Here is a 19,120-nt window from a genome sequence, read left to right as displayed (position 1 = left end):
GTTATTTATACTTTGAGCTATCACCTCAAAGTAGCTATCACAGTAAAAAATGCTGCCTAAAATATATAAACAGCGAATACGTTTTGACAACAAAATGATAAAACATTTACATTATGACACCGGTGTCAGCCGTTTATCAATAAAAATATACGTTAATTCACAAAAAGCTTGAAATTATTCATTAATAAACGAAAATGACACAATTATTTATCAAATTAATTAAGTTGTAACAATGAAAGGTAAAGCCACCTCATTTGATATTGCCCACTATGCAGGGGTATCTCAATCAACTGTATCTCGCGCTTTACGTAACAGCCATCTTGTTAATGAAGAAACACGTAAGCGTGTTTTCGATATAGCTAAAAAGCTTAATTATAAAGTTGATAAAAATGCCAGCAACTTGCGTACACAACAAAGCAGCACACTTGCATTACTTCTTTTCGAAGACCCTACTTCTGATGAGTCACAAATTAATCCTTTCTTTTTAGCCATGCTTGGCAGCATTACCCGTGCTTGCGCTAAAGAAGGTTACGATTTATTAGTATCATTTCAATCGGCCAGTGCTGATTGGCAAGCAGATTATGAAGATAGCCACAGAGCCGATGGTATTATTTTACTCGGTTATGGCGATTACATTGATTACCAACCAAAATTTAATACCTTACTTGAACAAAACACTAAGTTTGTTTGTTGGGGTGCAACGGTCGATAATCGCCCAGATTTAACTGTTTGTTGTGATAACTACGGTGGCGGTAAGCTTGCCGCTGAGCACTTTATTGCTCACAGCAGAACTGACTGCGCTTTTATTGGTGATGCATCTGATCATAGCCCTGAATTCTTTAGTCGTTTTCAGGGCTTTAAAGATGAGCTACTGGCTAACAACGTAAAAATAAACGAACGTAAAATGGCTAATGCTATATCTACTGAAGAATCTGGATATCACGCCACTCGTTCGCTTATCGCTAATAATATTAAATTTAACGCCTTATTTGCTGCAAGTGACTTAATTGCTATTGGGGCTATACGTGCACTTAAAGAAGCAAATATTAACGTGCCAAAAGATGTTGCGGTAGTCGGCTTTGATAACATAGCCATTGCTAGTTATGTAAACCCACCGCTGACGACGATAGAGCAAAACACCACTGTTGCTGGGCAAATGCTCGTAGAGAACTTATTAAAACTGATACGTGGTGAAGAAGTACAAAGTACCCTATTAGCTCCTATTCTCATTCCTAGAAGGTCAAGCTGAGCCTATTTTTTAAGCAAACACCGGCTACATCTGTTCACATCCATTTACAAACAATAAAATTGTATAATAAACAATAGATTAAAATAAAAATAATCTGAAAAACTATACTTTTCCGTCAAAAAGACATCAATTCCTCCCCCCTTAGCAATAGCTAGTCGTTAACTGTATTTACTATTTTGTTTCTGTAATGTAAATTTATTGTGCCGCTATAACCTTACTCTGTAACTTTATAGCTTAAATAACAATAATACCTCAGGGATTTACATATGTTTAAAACTAAAGCTCTATCAAATGCAATAAGATACTCTTTATTGCTAGGCTCTGTAGCCTTAGCGCCTAACGCGCTAGCTCAAGAAAATGACTTGAATTCAGACGTAGAATTAGAAGAAGAAGCACCTGAACGAATAGTTGTAACAGGCTCACGTATAAGAAAAGCTGAATTTTCAAATGCATCACCAATTCAAATTATCAATGGCGACTTATCTCGTGAAATGGGTTTATTTGATGCAGGCTCAATGCTTCAATCGACCAGCCAAGCGGCTGGTGCTCAAATAGATAATACATTTGGTGGTTTTGTACTAGATAACGGTCCGGGCGCTGCAACAATCGGATTTCGTGGTTTAGGTGCTGAACGAACTCTTGTACTTATTAATGGCCGAAGAATGGCTCCTGCTGGCGTTGGTGGTGCACCAACATCACCTGATTTGAATTTAATACCTGGCGTAATGATTGAGCGTGTAGAGAATTTATTTGATGGCGCATCAACCGTTTATGGTTCTGATGCGGTAGCTGGTGTAGCTAACGTAATATTGAAAAAAGATGTTGAAGGTTTTATTTTTGATGCATCTTATCGTCAACCTAAAGGTGAAGGCGGTGAAGAAACTGTACTTTCGGGTATGTGGGGCAAAACCATGGATAATGGTTTTATCACTGTAGGCGTTGAATATTCAGAACAAAAATCTCAATCTTTATCTGGTAACCCTTTTGTTAAAGGGTGTGAAGAGCGTATTTGGGAAGCTGAAGATGGCAGTATCGTAACGAGAAACAGTGGCTATGGTCCTGTGGCGAGTGGTGAAGATTCATGTGATATTTTCCCTCTAACAAATCGTATTAGCGTACCTTCTTTCTTTGGCAGTGTTTATTACACTCCTAACTTCACAAATACTGGTATTCCAAACTTCAGCGAATCAACTGTACCATCAAGTCTTGAAGGATTTTTACCTTCATGGGTAGCTGGCGATTTCGATGGTGACGGTATAAACGATGGTGTATTTGTTGATGGAAACGGCGATGGTTTCCGTGACGTTGATTTCCAAGACCCTCTATACGCTTTCCAACAATCTGATTACTACAAAAGTGGTGATTACAGAAGTAAAAATGAACGTATTTCACTAATGCTTAATGGTGAATATAACTTCCAAGATGATAACGATACAACTTTCTACTACGAAGGTTTATATGCGAGTCGTAAATCACCAATTTTTAGCCCTGGTGCACAAATATTTCAACAAGTAGCGGCATCAAACCCATATAACCCTTGTGGAACAAACGGTATTGACTGTTTTGGCGTGTTAGGTGTGGGCCCTGGTGGACCAGAAGCCGTTCAGCCAATCATCAATATTCGTGGTGACCGTGATCAAACTGAAGTTGAAGTTTCACAATATCGTTTAGTTACTGGTGTTACTGGTAACCTCAGTATGTTTGAAAACATTGGTTTAGACAATTGGTACTACGACGCGTCTGTATCGTACAGCGCATCTAAAGGTACTGACCACCGTGTTGGTATTGATGAAGAGCGCTTAATTAACTCATTAGAAACCGCTGTTCTTAATGATGATGGTACTGTTACCTGTGGTACCGGTTCTGATGGATGTGTTCCTGTTAATTTATTTGCAGACAGTATTTACCAAGAAGGTGGCGGTACGCTTTCACCTGAAGAAGCGGCCTATTTATTTATTGATCGCGACATCGAAACTAAAGTAAACCAGTTTGTTTTTAATGCATTCATGGGTGGTGACTTCTTTGCACTACCATGGAATAACGAAACTGTTGCAGGTATCGTTGGTATTGAATATCGTCGTGATGAGATTGAATCAAATCCTAATGCAGCAGCATCACAAGGCTTACTATGGGGCTACTTTGCTGACCAAGGCGCTGATGGTTCTCGTAATCTAAAAGAAATATTCACAGAAGTTGACTTCCCTTTACTTAAAGGAGTTAAAGGTGCTGAAGAACTTACATTTACAGCTTCTGGCCGTGTTTCTGAAGAATCTTTCTACGATGCTGAATCAACTTATAGTCTTAAAACTATCTACCGTCCTGTTGATTGGTTTACTCTTCGTGCTACAAAAGGTACTTCTTATAGAGCGCCAAACTTACGTGAACGCTTCTTAAACGGTACGTCTGGTTTTAATACAGTTGCCGATCCATGTGTTGTTCCGGAAGATGCTCGTGATATTGACCCATTGAACCCAGGTTCAGCAGCTACATATAATGCAGCTGAAGAAACACGTGACACAGCGGTACTAAACGCCTGTCAAGCATCAGGTATTGATCCAACCACTCTTGGTTTAGGTCAAGGTGGGACTGATTCATATACTGGAACTTATAGCGCTGAGATTGAAACTGGCGGTACAACTGAGCTTAGTGCTGAAACATCAGTGGCTAAAACATACGGTTTTATCTTTGAACAACCGTTCACTGATGCATTTGATTTAACAATGTCATTAACTCGTTTTGATATTGAAGTAACAAATAGTATTGCAGAGCCAAGCGCTGGTTACAGTATTGGTCAGTGTTATTCTGCTGATGGTAATGATGCTTTCTGTAGCCGTATCGGCCGTGACGAAAATGGTCAAATTGATTTAGTTGATGCTAGCTTTATCAATATTGGTTTAATCTCTTCTAAAGGTTTTGATTACAATATCTACTTTGAAACAGATACGGTAATTGCAGAAGAAAACTTAGGTATTACACTAGACCTTCAAGCTACGCGTATGACAGAGCAAGTTTTTGATGTACTTGGTACTATTGATGACAATATGGGTGAGCCAGATTCACCAGAATGGCGCGGTACAGCACGCTTACAACTTAAATATTCTGATTTTAGATTTAACTGGGAAACACGTTTCATCGGTAAAGGTCGTGAAGATGAAGATGATTTAGGTGAATTCGAAGAAGGTACTGCAGGTTGTCGTGGTTTAACTGACGCAAATGGTGCTCCACTTAAATGTCGCCCTGTTGGTTTCACTGATGACTACTTTGTACATAACATCGGTATGACTTGGTCTAACGATGCTTATAAAGTGAACTTTGGTGTACGTAACGTATTTAATGAAGCTCCACCAAAAGTAGATCCAAATGGTTCTTTCTCAAATACTAACATTCCTCTAGGTGTTGGTTATGATACTTCAGGACGTAGCCCATACATCAGCTTTACAGCTTCTTTTTAATTAGAATTGGCTGAGTATATATTCAATCCAGATGGCCTAAAATTTTAGGCCATTTTTTTTGAGGGAATAAAAAATGAAACTTAAAAAAAGAATGCTAGTAGGATTTACCTTACTAAGCCTATCTTCTTTCGCTAATAGCGAAACTGAAGATGCGACACAAGTGAGCAGTATCGATGCTTTCTCAATGTCATCTGCTATCCGTAGTGTTGTAGCATCACCTGATGGTAAGAAGCTTGCTATTTTAAGAGCGACTACCAAAAATGGTGACTATATAATTGAGATAAGAGATCCAAATAACCTAGAAGCAGACCCCGTAAGGTTGGGCGCTGATAAAATGCTGATATCTTCCATCGTGTGGTTAAACGATGAAAAACTTGGCGTTATGTTTAGACAAATACTAGAAGACGGAAGTCGCAAATACTGGGTTAATAAGTTTGCAATAACTGATGCAGATGGTGAAGGCGACTGGTTATTACCATTTAAGAAAAAGCGAAATGTTCAATTTAATATAATAAATATACTTCCAGACAAAAAAGATGAAGTACTCGTAGAAGTTGATATTAACAATAACTACATTCCAGATGTAGTGAGATTTAATATTAACACTGGACGAAGCGTTACTGTAATGCGCGGAAATGAAAAAGTATCAGGCTCGTTTGTTTCTGACTACGATGGTGAAATAAGAATAGCCCAAGGTTGGAATAAGTCTGATAACGCAATCGATTATTATGCCCGAGATAAAGGCAATGATGATTGGAAAGTAATTAAGCAAGTTAGTCCTAAAAAGCGTGAAAACTTTGAGATATTAGGATTTGCAAAAGGTAATCCTAACGAAGTTTATGTTAACGCCAACTTAGGCGAAAATACGACTGGCATTTATATTTACAACATTAAAACAGGTCAGTATTCTGAACGTCAATTTGGTCTTAAATCTGTAGATACAGACGGTGTTATACTTGATACCGACGGTACTTTACAAGGCTTTCGCTATACAACCAAGCAGCCTAAGTTTTATTTCACAGACCCAAACCTTCAAGCACTTAACGAATCTGTTGCTTCTTTATTTAAAGATAAATTTGTACAAATCATTAGTAGTTCTGATAACGATAACGTATTAGTAGTGAGAGTATCTGCTGACGATAATCCTGGCAGCTATTACATTGTTACTAATAAACAGAAGCTGACTAAAATTGGTGATCGACTTCCGTTTATTGATAAAAGTAAATTAGGATCCGTTAAATATATCTCTTATAAAGCAAGAGATGGACGCAAAATAAAAGCGTATGTAACCATCCCTGCTACTAAAGGTCCTTACCCTGCGATAGTACTCCCTCACGGTGGTCCTTGGGTGCGTGACTCTGTTGTATTTGATGACTGGGCGCAGTTACTCGCCTATCATGGTTACGTCGTTATTCAACCAAACTATCGTGGTTCTACTGGTTACGGTCTGGAGCATTGGGTGGCAGGTGATAATAACTGGGGCTTAAAAAAACAAGATGATTTAGACGACGCGGCACAATATTTAATAGATAAAGGCTTAGCAACAAAAGATAAGCTTGCTTTATTTGGTTGGAGTTATGGCGGTTATGCTGCATTTGCTGCATCTATGCGTGAAAACAACATATATAAATGTGTTGTTGCCGGTGCGGGTGTAAGTGATTTAAGTCGTATCAATGCAACTCTTAACGAAAATCGCTTTTTAAGTATCTTACAACGCCCTACTATTTCTGGTGTCTCTCCTGTAGAGCAAGTAAATAAAGTAAATATTCCTATACTGGTTGTACATGGCGATATCGACAGTCGTGTTCCAGTAAAACACAGTAGAGACTTCGTATCTGAGCTTGAAAAGTACAAAAAAGACTTTAAATATATTGAGCTTGAAGATGCCGATCACTTTTCTGATACGCTTTTCTACGATCATAAAAAAGAATTTTATACCGAGTTGTTATCATGGTTTGATAATAAGTGTGGCCTCAAATAATGTAACTAAAAAGTGACATTCATTTTATTTGAAGAGCATTCTTTTGTCTTAATATTAAGTGAGTACATAACAAAAAGGCTTCTAAATTTATTTAGAAGCCTTTTTTAATAACTACAGCATATTTTTATATTAGTCTTTAAGCGATTCAGCAACCACCGGATAATAGTCCCAAACTTGTTTATCACTGAGTGAGCGTACAAGCTTAATGTATTCTGCGTGTGTCCAAGCTAGAGGTGTTGCTGAGTTTGTGCCCTCGCCTAATTCATAACCTGCTTTATTTACGCCAACGCCATCCCATACTTGCTCAGGTAGCATCATTCCGCTATTAGCAAACTGCTCTAAGCCTTTTACGTAACTATTTTTAATGTCCGCTTGTTTTGCATCATCTAGCGTATTATTTGCGTTTGCGGCCGCTATTTCATAGTGTCCGCGTTCGCCTGTAAAAAATGGCCATACACGACCACGTTGGCCTGGCGTGTTGCTCCCGCTTTCGGCGTAATTAGTACCTGTGGTTTCATCTTCGCCGTAACCGTCGTTGCCATAACGGCGATAGCCTGCAAATGTGCCGCTACCATCGGTAAAGTTAAAGCTGTATTTAACTTGTAAGTTATCTTCAAGCGTTTCGTCGTCATACTCAGGCAGGGTTTTAACTATACTTGAATCGTTGGCACTTCTTACTCCATAGCGGACTAATTCTAAAAAACCACCGTCTAAAACCTGCTTTTTGTTAAAACCTTCACGGCCATTGTTGGCGTTAATTTTAGTATTAGAGTTAGCATCGGTGTCTTGACCTATACGAATAAAATACTCGCCATCGGTGCTATCACCTTTTAAATTACCTTCGGTGGTAAACATTTGCGATTCTATATTACTGTTGTACTTTTTAGCCGTTGCTAAATAGCGATCTGCATTTTGAGTATCACCACTGAGTGTTGCTATGTCACTGGCTGTTATAAGGCCAGCAACAACGGCAGCCGTTGTAGAGGGAGAATAACCACTTTGTTCTTCCCAGCGCTCTTGCTGTGTTGCAGGTGGAGTGATTTGCATGTCGTTCCATAAAATTTTAGCTCTTCCGCCATCAACTAAAAAGTCAGCTGCCGGTTTTAGCATGCGTGCGTACCAATCTTTAAGTTCGTTATCACTTAGTACGTTTGCTTGATGTAACTTCCACGCGAGCATAATTGGCATAGCCGTTTGATCTAGCTGTACCCCTACCCATTCCAGTTCACCATCAACATGTGTTTTTTGTAAAAACCATCCTGTATCACCATTGTTACCGGGGGTTTTGCTAGTAACTTGTACTTTTTCAAGGTATTCGAAGGCCGTTTTTGCAGTCGCTGTATCGCCTAAGGCCATAAATGCCATAGCTACTTGATAAAAATCACGAACCCATACCGCTTTGTAACCAGTCGAACCCTCTTTGGCTGAAACAGTTTCACCCCAAGGATTAGAAAGTGAGGCAATGAGCGCACCCGCATTAGTTTTGTCTTCTTGCGCTTTTAGTACCATTGCACTGGTATAAAGTAGCTTACCGTCATCGGCTGTTTGCTTAACCATTGTATTTAATGGCTCAAGGCTTTGTAAATAATCTTCCCAGCCTAGCGCTTCACCTTTACCGTTGTAGGCATCAAGCACATTTTGATAACCTTTAGATAAGCTCTGTGCACCTTGTTGCTGGCTTTGCTGCTGCGTTTTACCAAAGCTTAGTGCTAAATCAAATGTGGTATTACTATCGATAGTACCAAGCTCTGCCAGCAGAGTGACGTTACCGGCTTTATCGCCTGTGTTTGAATATTTTTTGCTTAGTGTGTGTTGTTTTTTAAGTGAGGTGATGCCATCGCTCACACCTGTAAAGCCTACACTTTGCATTTTGAATGACGTAGATGATTGCAACGTTAAAAAATTATCATCTTCCCATGCTACTAAGCCTTGCTCAGTGGTTTTTGCAAAATCACCTAAGCCGTTGTTGTTTATATAAGGATTAACAGCAACATACGCTTTCACGCCTTTAAGTGATGTATTAAAAATACTGCGTACAAACAATGTTTGTCCGTCAGGGTCGGTGAATATGTGTTTTTCGAGGGTAAAACGCCCTTTCTTATCTGTACTAGTTACTTTGTAAGCAAGCGATAGTGGTCTGCCTTTATCGTCTTTATGTAAGTAATCAATTGTAACGTCTAAGTCGTCAGCTTCAGTGACTGTAAAATCTTTACCGGTTACTACAAACTGCATATCTTTAATTTGAGCTTGGTGAATGAGTCCAAACATAGTTTCGGTGATCATACCTTTAGCAATTGAAAACCATACTTTTGATACTTCACCTGTCGCAGCGTTGTTATTATATTGGCCGTTTTGGTATTGCTCAAAAGAAGTACCAATTCCGGTTTTACCCGCGTAAGCCCAAAATGGTTCAACACCTGGTGCGCCAGGAGCTGCTGAAACTGTAGCGTCAATATTTTCGTTATTCGTATTTTGTGCACCACAGGCTGTTAAGCCCAAAGTTAAAAGAGCGGTAGTAATAAGGTTATATTTTTTCATTGTGTGACCCTTAGTTTGAATTTTTAACGCGCATTACAGCAATCGCAGCAACAACGAATGATGCAGCACCAATTAATAATGCGTAAATAGGCTGGTTAGAAAATACGTGGCGTAAAATAAGCCCTAAAATACTCGCGGCAAGCAATTGCGGTATAACAATAAAGAAGTTAAAAATACCCATATACACACCCATTTTATTACTCGGTAGTGCATTACTTAACATTGCATAAGGAAGCGATAAAATAGAAGCCCATGCAAAGCCAACGCCTATCATTGGGATAAGAAGCATTTTTGGATCTGTTATAAACATAAAGCTCGCAAGGCCCAATGCGCCTAGTAATAAGTTAAAGCAATGTGCGCCTTTTAAGCCCATCTTTTTAACTAAGAATGGAATACACATAGCGGCAATAGCCGCAAAGCCATTGTAAGCTGCAAATAAAATACCGACCCAATCAGCCCCATCGTTAAAGGCTTTACTTGTTGCATCACTGCTGCCGTAATGAAAGCTTGTTACTGCGGCTGTGGTGTATATCCACATAGCAAACAACGTAAACCAGCTAAAAAACTGCACCCAAGCAAGCTGCTTCATTGCCTCTGGCATGGTAAATACATCTTGTACTACTTGGTAAAAACCGCCTTGTATTTTGTTAGCAGCCTTTAATGCGCTTGCTATCCACTGCACAATACCAAACGCTAGTAAGCCACCAGCAAGTAGGTATAACTCTTTTTCAAGCGATAAACCCATTACTAATGCAAGGGTTGCTAAACCTAGCACCACAAAAATAATGGCACCTTTATTGAAGTTGATATCTACTAATGCGGTGTTAGTCGGTTTGGCAGTGTGGTTTTCAAAAGCAGCTAATTGCTCAGGGCTATATTCTTTGGTTCGCATAACTGTCCAAAGAACTGCGACTAGCAATACGACCCCACCCCAATAAAATGAATATTTAACAGATTCAGGGATTTGCCCTGGCGCAGCGGTGTTACTAACATCAAACCAATTGGTCATCATCCATGGTAGCGCTGAGGCTAATACCGCACCAATACCAATAAAAAAGCTTTGTAACCCGTAACCTGTAGCGCGTTGTTTTTCTGGCAGGTTATCGCCTACAAGTGCTCTAAAAGGTTCCATAGTGACATTGATTGAGGCATCCATAATCCATAACATACCTGCAGCAATCCAAAGGGTTGGTGAATGCGGCATGATAAAGAGTGAGATAGTAGTAAGTACCGCCCCTATGAAAAAGAATGGACGACGACGACCAAAACGTCCCCATGTTTTATCACTCCAATAACCAATTATTGGTTGCACTATTAAGCCCGTTAGCGGTGCTGCAACCCATAAAATAGGAATATCATCAACTTGTGCGCCTAGGGTTTGAAAAATACGGCTCACATTGCCGTTTTGTAGTGCAAAACCAAATTGAATACCTAAAAAGCCAAAGCACATATTCCATATTTGCCAAAAACTTAGATTTGGTTTGTTGCTGTCATAATTATTATTTTGATTATTCATGATTAGCCTTATTAGTTAAAACTGCGCTACTAAATGCATCTAGCGAAAGCATAAGCTTTGTAACTTCTTTGTCAGTGATGATCTTTACCGTGTTTTGTTCAAGTAAGTCGTGTAGCGGTTTATTTCGCTCAAAGGTATTTGCTTGCTCTGGTGTTAAATTAATTAATACCGTTTGTGGCTCCTCACTAAAATTACTAAAAACATAAACAGATTGCTGTCCCAGCGAGCGTACAAAACCAACAACGCGTTCGCTATTGCTAATTGAAAGCTCTGACATGGTTCCACCTACAACAGCGGGTAAACGATTAAGAGCCATTATTGATTTATAATAATCACGAAGTGATGCTTGCTCGCTCGATAAGTTAGCGCCGTCGAATTTTCCGTTGTTCATCCATGCTTGATGCGCTGGTACACCAATATAGTCAAAAATGCTGGTGCGAGTAGATGTGCCAAAACCTGCGTTTTCAGATCCGTCCTCCCCCACATCTTGGGCAAAATATAATAAAGTAGGTGCGCGACTCATTAAGCTGGAAACTACCATTGCTGGTTTCCCCCAGCGTGCATCACCTGCAAAATCAGGGCTAGCAATGCGTTGTTCGTCGTGATTTTCTAAAAAGTGCAGCATGTGCGCTTCAATATCAGCCACTTGGCTTTGGGCTGCAAAAATAGTATTAGCAGCTTGCTTACCCTGCATAATGGCTTTTAATGTGTCGTAAAAGCCGACTTTGTCATACAAGTAATCCATTTTTCCTTGCTGAATATACGCTCTGTACATTTGTGGGTTGTAAACTTCAGCCAATAAAAACGCATCGGGCTTTTGCATTTTTATTGATGAATTTAAAAAGCTCCAAAATTCAACCGGCACCATTTCGGCCATATCGTACCTAAAACCATCAACGCCTTTATCAAGCCAGTAAAGAGTGATATCTCTAAATTTATACCAGCTATTAGGCAGTTCCTTATTTTGCCAAAACGCATAATGAGCGCGATAATCTTGGTTTTCTAGCTCTTTAGGTAATACAGGAAAGTCATAGCTGCCATCAGGCTTAACGCCATAATTGACTCTTACGGTTTCGTACCAATCGTTAATATCTGGCTTGGGTGCACGCGCACCATTCCCCGTCCATTTCGCTGGCGTTTCATCAAAAAAACCGTCAGCTAAAGGGTGAGTATTACCCCCTAAAACTGTATAGCTTTGTGATGTTGGAACCTGAAAAGACTGACCTGGGACATAGTAAAAATTATTGTTTTTATCATATGCTTTGGTTGTATCGTCTTGTTCACCAAAGTCATTTATTCCCTTGGGTTTTGCTACTGATTTATAATTACGAGCCACATGGTTAGGTACAATATCTATAACCACTTTCATGCCATGCTCATGAGTACGCTCAATCAGATCACTAAACTCACCCATTCTATTGGTCACATTTATAGCTAAATCTGGGTTTACGTCGTAGTAATCTTTTATTGCATAAGGTGAACCTGCACGGCCTTTAACTACATCAGGGTCGTCTTGCGTAATCCCATACTCGGTATAATCGCCCACTAGCGCATGATGTAAAACACCGGTATACCAAACATGGGTCGTACCCAATTCTTTAATACCTTTAAGTGCTGCATCGTTAAAGTCGGCAAATTTACCTACGCCATTTTGCTCTTTTGTACCCCAGGGCACATTCGCGGTCTGTGTGTTACCAAATAAGCGTGTAAATACTTGGTATACAACAGGCTTTGTTAACTCATTTTGTGCCTGTTTAGGGGCTTGCTGTTGTTCGATTTCATTATTGTCTGAGCACGCACTTGTTATAAGTGCGCTACATAGTAATGCGGGTACATAAACTGATTTTTTCATTGTGTGTCTTTTTGTCAGTAGTGTTATAGCTTTATACTAAAGATATCTGCAGCAACCATACAGTTGCTGCATACGTATTCACTTAAACATTCACGGCGTATTAATCACTAATACCGTAGCAGCCATTGGCTTTAAGTTAATACTGTTAGTTAGTTTAAAAGTGTGTTGTGTGAATAATGCCTGCGCATTGGCATTTTTTGGTATGGCTTCTTGCATGTAATCAAGATTATGCTTTTGTTTTACTTTGTTTTTATTCATAAAAACTAATACTGTTTGCGTATCACTAACGCGAGCATAACTATAAACACCATTATTCGGACTGAAATGAACGAGCTTACCCTTTGCAAGCGCCGGGCTTTGCTTTCTAAAGTTAAGTAGCGTGCTTATAGTTTCGTGCATATCGCGCTGATCTTTACTTAACCCGACTCCAGTAAACGCATTAGCGTTTTGATTTTTGAACCCACCAGGAAAATCAATGCGTATATCACCATGATCTTTACTCGGCGTATTATCCAATAATATTTCGGTTCCATAATATATTTGAGCAATGCCGCGCGTTGTTAAAAACAAAGTCATCGCCATTTTAGTTTTAGCTAAGTCTTGCCCAAGCTCCGTATATACACGGCTCATATCGTGGTTATCAGCAAACACCATAATGTTATTGGTGTCTGGGTATAAAAAATCGTTAGCTAATGACTGATATACTTTAACCCAGCCTGTGCTCCAACTTTCATCTTCATTTAAAGCTCGAATTACCGCCTCTTGCAACGAAAAGTCCATCACACTGGGTAAGCTTGACACATACCCATCTTGATTTACTTTACCGCGCTGCCAATACGACGCTATTGCAGGGTTTGAAGTCCACTCTTCGCCAACAATATTAAAGTGTGGGTATTCATCCATAATGGCCTTGGTCCAATCACTTAAAAATGCTTTGTCTGAATAAGAATAGGTATCTACACGAATACCGCTTAAATCTGCGTATTCAATCCACCAAATTGCATTTTGAATTAAATACTCATTTAATAATGGTTGGCGCTGGTTTAAATCGGGCATACTAGCGACAAACCAACCATCGCTAAACTGGCGTTTATCGTAGTTACTTGCGTGTGGATCTTGAATTGTTTGGCGCGCATGGCTTGTGGCATTTTTGCCATTTTCAAACTGCCCATTAAAGTTAATCCAATCTTGAGTTGGTTTATCCTTCATCCACGGGTGCTCAGCACCAAAGTGATTAAGCACCATATCCATAACAAGCCCAATGCCCTGCTCTTTAGCCTTTATTGATAACGTTTTGTATAGGTTATTCGATCCCATTCGCGGATCAACGTTGTAAAAGTCTGTAATCGCGTAACCATGATAAGAGTAATCTGGCATGTTGTTTTCAAGCACTGGAGTAAGCCAAAGCTGTGTTACACCTAAATTATTTAAATACGGTAATGCGTTAATAACACCTTGAATATCCCCTCCATGTCGCCCGCCTTTAAAGCCTGGATTTGCAGCTTCTAGCATGCTTTTAACGGTGTCATTTGTGGAGTCGCCATTTACAAAGCGATCTGGGTTAATTAAATATAAAGCATCTGCACTTGTGAAACCTTGGCGTTGCGCGCTATTTTTATCTCGGGTAAATAAAGGAAACTCAAAGCTATGCGCTGTATTAGTGCTGTTAAACTTGAGCGTTCCTGCTTTGGCGTTATCGCTAATATTTAAATGTAGGAAAGCATAATTAGGGTTGTCGGTACGTGTTACGTTATTAAGTTCAACCCCTTTATACTTATCTAATTTAAATTCTTCGTTAGCTATATTTTGCTCATGCACGAGTACTGTAATGTTATTTTTATTCATGCCGACCCACCAATTGGCAGGCTCTACATTAAGTGCATAACTAAAGCTTGGTAAGCTACATACGCTTACTAGTAAAAGTGTGTTTAAAAATCGCATTGTTATACCTTTTTAATGCTGGCTAAAAAATTCTGGTGAGTTGGTAACTGCGTTACAGTTGAGCTGATCAACGTTTTTAAAGTAGAGAATAAATCGCTCAGTTGGTCATCACTTAGTGAATCAACAATACTGTTATAGTCATCAGGGATAAGCCCTTGCCCTATCATGACTTGCTGCCAAGCAACTTCGGCGAATAGTTCATCATCTTCACGTATTACTTTGCCTGTGTGTTTAAATAAATTCAGTTTATGGGTAAGGGAATTTGGTATATCCATTTGCATGCATTGACGCCAAAACGGGGAGTCTTCTCGCTCGGTGAGTTTATAATGCAAAATAATAAAATCACGTATGTGCTCTAATTCAATAACGCTTTGTTTATTAAACTCCGTTACTAACGCATCGCTAATACCGTTGTGTGGAAATAGCTTAATTAAACGCGTAACCGCAGTTTGAATTAAATGAATACTGGTTGACTCTAGCGGCTCTAAAAAACCACTTGAGAGGCCAACCGACACCACATTTTTATGCCATTGCTTTAAACGCCGACCTGTTTTGAATTTTATAATACGGGGCTCTGTAATTGGCTCAGCGGGTAAGCTTTTTAGCAGTAACTGCTTAGCATCATCATCTGACAAGTATCTACTGCAATAAACAAGGCCATTACCAATACGATTTTGCAGTGGTATTTGCCATTGCCAACCAGCACTATGTGCAATAGATCGCGTATAGGGCTTAAGCTCATGAGTACTTTTTGTTTGTACGGCTACTGCACTATCGCATGGTAAGTAATGAGACCAATCAATAAACCCTGTATTTAGTGTTTGTTCAATTAATAGTGCACGCAGCCCGGTGCAATCTATAAATAAATCCCCACTAATTTGACTGTCGTTATCCAGTGCTAGGCTTTTAACATTGCCTGTATCGCATTGTTCAACTTGGTTTATTTTTGCATCTATGTGTTTTACACCGCGCGATATAGCCAACTTTTTTAAGTATTCAGCGTAAAGCGTCGCATCAAAATGATATGCGTAACTCAGCCCAGGTAGTTGGGTATTAGGAATTGTATTGAGGGGTGCAAATTTATGCTGTTTAGCCGCTTGGTAATTGAGTGAAAAATCCCATAAGTCGTCTTCGTAGCCCGTAATTTGACCTTTTAACCAAAAGTTATAAAAATCGCAAAAGGGAAAATCTTTACCTAACGAGCCAAACGCATGCATGTAGCTATGCCCTGGCGTTTTCCAGTTTTCGAACTCTATACCTAATTTTATTGAAGCATTAGTGGCATTAATAAAATCTTGCTCGTTTATACCCAGCGCGTTATTAAGTTGAATAATGGGCGGTATCGTTGCTTCACCCACTCCTACCGTACCAATAGCTGATGATTCTATTAGTGTGATATTAATTACTTTACCTAACACTTTATTAAGCAGTGCTGCTGTTATCCACCCTGCGGTACCACCGCCTGCAATTACGACATGTTTTATTGGTTTCATATTATTGCCCACACTTTAATACAGCGCTCAATAAACTTAATTAAGCGAATTGGTATTAATCAGTGTTTGATAAACTAGCTATAAAAAAGCCCTTGTAAAACAAATCACAAGGGCTTCTACACACAACTTTTATTATAGCTTGTAACTAAAGCCTAACAAGTAAGTACGACCGTAATCTTGGTAGTCACGTACTTGTAGAGCATTATCGCCAGAAAGTGACGTAAACGGTTCTTCAGTTAAGTTTTGTACTTGAAACTGGACAGATAAACCTTCAAGGCTTTCAATACCGGCCTCAGAGAAGTCATAACCTGCTTGAACATCCCAAATAGTTTCACCTAAAATATCAACTTGTTCAGTGTTAAAACCTAAACCATATACATCGCCTTTAAAGGCACTGCGTTTGCGCATACTGGTACGTAATTGCATACCATGCATTTCGTAGTAAGCTGTTAAGCTTTGAATTTTATCCGAAAGACCTGGTAGCTCGTAATCGTTACCGTTTTGATCTTCAATATCAGACTCAATACCAGTATGGCTGGCAATTAAACCAAAACCTTCAAGAGATGGGTGGAATATTTTAAATGGTAACGCTAGTGAAAGCTCGTAACCATATAAATCGCCACCGCCGCCATTTATTTTACCGCTGCCTGTACCTGATGATGTTGCAGGAACTTCACCTGTTGAAGGGTCAGCAACGCCCGACATATCAATTTCGTATTTACCATCAAAAATCCACTGCGTTAAGTCTTTATAGAAAAATGCAGCAGAGAAGTAACCTTCATCACTAAAGTAGTTTTCGTACGTTAAATCGTAACCGGTTGCCTCTTTTGGCTCTAAATTAGGGTTACCACCCGACACAGACCAGTAGTTACCATTTTCATCCTGTGTAGTATTATATGATGCATCAATAGATGCATTCATTTCGTCTAAACGTGCACGAGAGATTGTTTTAGCCGCACCAAAGCGAACTGTTTGTTGCTCATCAATCGCAAGTGATAAGTTTAAGCTTGGTAAAACGTGAGAATAATCGTGGCTAATATTGGTAGGTGATGCCACCACGATATCATCAACGGTGTTAAATGCATTACCCTGCGATGATTGGTCGGTATGAACATAACGTACACCCACATTACCTGTAAGTGCTAAGCCGCTTACTTCGGCATTAATATTAGCCTGTGCAAATACTGAGGTAATTTCTTCTTTTACTGTCCACGATTTTGTTAAATGGCTCGTATTCGTTAAGCTTTCATCTAACAAGCTGTAGTAACCGTCATTTACTAACCCATTAACATCGTAAGCAATCATGTCACCCATGCCAATAAAGCCTAGGTCAACACTACCCATGCGATATTGCTCTGGCACAGCTAGCATGCCAGGATTATCAAGCGAAAAACCAGATAACGTCATAAAGAAACCTTGCGAATCTTTTGTTTTTTCGCGCTCTTTATAAGACATACCAAACTCAATTGAACTGAAGTATTCGTTTTCTAATACTTTAGATGCAGCTAGCTTTAACGTAGACAGCTCATCTTCAATAGTTGGTGCATTTATGAATCCATCCTGTGCCTGATCTTTATAACCAGAAATGTCATTTCCATCAGCATCAATTAAACCATATTGATCATTTAAGGCCTTGCTTGCGCCCCACGATAAAGGACCGCCTAATTGAATAAGGCTATAATCACTGTAATCTAAATCGTGAGTAAACGTAGCACCTGTATTACTGCCATTAAAAGTGTATCCTAGGTTATCTGCAACACCACGTGAATCGCCGCGACCTGTTCCTGAATAACTCTCAAGGCTCCACACTTTACGATCTACATGCGAGTAACTTGCATCAAATTCAACTGACCATGAATCGTCAATATCGTATTTAGTATTAAAACCAAACGCGGTTAGCTCTGCTTCACGCTCTTCGTAGTCATTACGAACAACAACTCGTTGACCTTCGGTAACGGCACTCGTGATAAAACCAGATTCCTCATCTATTACGAATGAGTTTTCGTCTCGTGCACCTTGCCCCCATGCAAATGGAATTTCGATACCACGTAAGATTTTTTCATCTGTAAAATCTACATATAACGCATCAAACGTCATATTTAGTTTGTCAGTCGGTGCAGCTTCTAGTACGAGCATGGCTGAATCACGTTCAAGTGTCGATGAACGTACAAATGGTTTTGCACCACCTAAAATTGAATATGTTTGGCCACCTACTTCTCTTTCGGGGTAGCCCCACGCGTTCCAACGTTTTTCTTGATTTGGTGAACTCATCGTATTTAAAGCAAATGCAACACCAATGGTATCGTCTGCAAACTGGTCAATGTATGAAATTGTACCTCGGTAACCGTCGTCGCTGCCGTCAGGGTTTAATTTACCAAAGCTGGTTTGCTCATACTGTCCATTTACTTGTACAACACGTTCGCCTTTACTTAAAGGACGAACTGTTTGCATGTTAATTACACCGGCGATACCTTCAGCATCAATACTTGCATTTGGCGTTTTATAAACGGTTACACCGCTCATTATTTCTGATGGATAAAGGTCAAACTCTACACCACGGTTATCACCAATCGATACCTGCTCACGACCGTTAAACGTTGTGCCACTTTCATTCTCGCCAAAACCACGAATAGAGACACGACTTGCTCGGCCGTCTAAGCGCTGTGCGGTTAAACCGGGTAAACGCGCAATCGATTCAGCAATTGAAGAGTCTGGCAGCTTACCTATATCTTCTGCAGAAATAGATTCTACAACCTGTGTAGAAAAACGTTTTGTGTTGATTGATTCTACAACACTGCCACGAAAGCCTTTAACTTCGATAACTTCTACATCATCTTTTTTTATTGTATCTTCTTGAGCAGCCTGTGTAGCAAAGCTTGATAAGCCTGCAGCTGTTAATGCTAAAGTTAATATACTTGGTTTGAACATAGACATAATGTTTTCCCGTTACCCATATTGTGATACCCGCATTCAATGTTTAAGTGATAGTTAAACAAGGCGAGCTAATTTTGTTGTCAGAATGAATATTAACGCCAGATTTATTTTATTAACAACTTTATGCATACGTATTCAACAATTTCAATGTAGCCTAATATTAA

The 19,120-nt window shown here is 39.5% G+C and carries 9 protein-coding genes; 3 read left to right on the top strand and 6 right to left on the bottom strand.

Going from position 1 to position 19,120, the window contains the following annotated elements; all coding sequences use genetic code 11:
• Positions 1-232 precede the first annotated feature (232 nt).
• The 3 genes from AAEY62_RS16165 (at position 233) to AAEY62_RS16155 (ending at position 6,682) form a co-directional block, all read left to right on the top strand.
• Positions 233-1,249: a LacI family DNA-binding transcriptional regulator gene (locus AAEY62_RS16165; protein WP_007582612.1), complete on the top strand. Its 1,017-nt coding sequence runs from the start codon at positions 233-235 to the stop codon at positions 1,247-1,249.
• Between the two features lie 266 nt (positions 1,250-1,515).
• Positions 1,516-4,701, top strand: coding sequence for a TonB-dependent receptor domain-containing protein (locus AAEY62_RS16160; RefSeq protein WP_350635365.1), 3,186 nt, complete (start codon positions 1,516-1,518; stop codon positions 4,699-4,701).
• Positions 4,702-4,774: 73 nt separating this feature from the next.
• Entirely contained in the window at positions 4,775-6,682 is a 1,908-nt protein-coding gene (locus tag AAEY62_RS16155; protein WP_024590104.1) for an alpha/beta hydrolase family protein, read from the top strand.
• 129 nt (positions 6,683-6,811) lie between these two features.
• Here the strand turns inward: AAEY62_RS16155 and AAEY62_RS16150 are convergent, their stop codons facing one another.
• From AAEY62_RS16150 to AAEY62_RS16125, 6 genes are all read right to left on the bottom strand, one after another.
• Positions 6,812-9,220, bottom strand: coding sequence for a glucan 1,4-alpha-glucosidase (locus AAEY62_RS16150; RefSeq protein WP_350635363.1), 2,409 nt, complete (start codon positions 9,218-9,220; stop codon positions 6,812-6,814).
• Positions 9,221-9,230: 10 nt separating this feature from the next.
• A complete protein-coding gene (locus AAEY62_RS16145; RefSeq protein WP_010555040.1) occupies positions 9,231-10,736 on the bottom strand; it encodes an MFS transporter in 1,506 nt (501 codons plus the stop codon).
• Positions 10,729-12,588 carry an alpha-amylase family glycosyl hydrolase gene (locus AAEY62_RS16140; protein ID WP_350635361.1) on the bottom strand — a complete coding sequence of 620 codons (1,860 nt, stop codon included), beginning with the start codon at positions 12,586-12,588 and terminating at the stop codon, positions 10,729-10,731. Before AAEY62_RS16140 ends, AAEY62_RS16145 begins: the two co-directional genes overlap by 8 nt.
• Positions 12,589-12,678: 90 nt before the next feature.
• The gene (locus AAEY62_RS16135) at positions 12,679-14,529 is read right to left on the bottom strand and encodes a glycoside hydrolase family 13 protein (protein WP_350635359.1); all 1,851 of its coding nucleotides are present in this window, start codon (positions 14,527-14,529) and stop codon (positions 12,679-12,681) included.
• Positions 14,530-14,531: 2 nt separating this feature from the next.
• Complete coding sequence (locus AAEY62_RS16130; RefSeq protein WP_350635357.1) at positions 14,532-16,022, bottom strand: tryptophan halogenase family protein; 1,491 nt, start codon at positions 16,020-16,022, stop codon at positions 14,532-14,534.
• A gap of 132 nt (positions 16,023-16,154) precedes the next feature.
• Entirely contained in the window at positions 16,155-18,956 is a 2,802-nt protein-coding gene (locus tag AAEY62_RS16125; protein WP_350635355.1) for a TonB-dependent receptor, read from the bottom strand.
• Positions 18,957-19,120 lie beyond the last annotated feature (164 nt).

Source organism: Pseudoalteromonas sp. GW168-MNA-CIBAN-0100, from assembly GCF_040309225.1.
Taxonomy (GTDB): Bacteria; Pseudomonadota; Gammaproteobacteria; order Enterobacterales; family Alteromonadaceae; genus Pseudoalteromonas; species Pseudoalteromonas arctica.
This window is presented reverse-complemented; position numbering and strand designations above follow the sequence as displayed.

Bases quoted from the DNA above. Each gene is read 5' to 3' on its own strand.
- AAEY62_RS16165 (WP_007582612.1), top strand. From the start codon at position 233: ATGAAAGGTAAAGCCACCTCATTTGATATTGCCCACTATGCAGGGGTA.
- AAEY62_RS16160 (WP_350635365.1), top strand. From the start codon at position 1,516: ATGTTTAAAACTAAAGCTCTATCAAATGCAATAAGATACTCTTTATTG.
- AAEY62_RS16155 (WP_024590104.1), top strand. From the start codon at position 4,775: ATGAAACTTAAAAAAAGAATGCTAGTAGGATTTACCTTACTAAGCCTA.
- AAEY62_RS16150 (WP_350635363.1), bottom strand. From the start codon at position 9,220: ATGAAAAAATATAACCTTATTACTACCGCTCTTTTAACTTTGGGCTTA.
- AAEY62_RS16145 (WP_010555040.1), bottom strand. From the start codon at position 10,736: ATGAATAATCAAAATAATAATTATGACAGCAACAAACCAAATCTAAGT.
- AAEY62_RS16140 (WP_350635361.1), bottom strand. From the start codon at position 12,588: ATGAAAAAATCAGTTTATGTACCCGCATTACTATGTAGCGCACTTATA.
- AAEY62_RS16135 (WP_350635359.1), bottom strand. From the start codon at position 14,529: ATGCGATTTTTAAACACACTTTTACTAGTAAGCGTATGTAGCTTACCA.
- AAEY62_RS16130 (WP_350635357.1), bottom strand. From the start codon at position 16,022: ATGAAACCAATAAAACATGTCGTAATTGCAGGCGGTGGTACCGCAGGG.
- AAEY62_RS16125 (WP_350635355.1), bottom strand. From the start codon at position 18,956: ATGTCTATGTTCAAACCAAGTATATTAACTTTAGCATTAACAGCTGCA.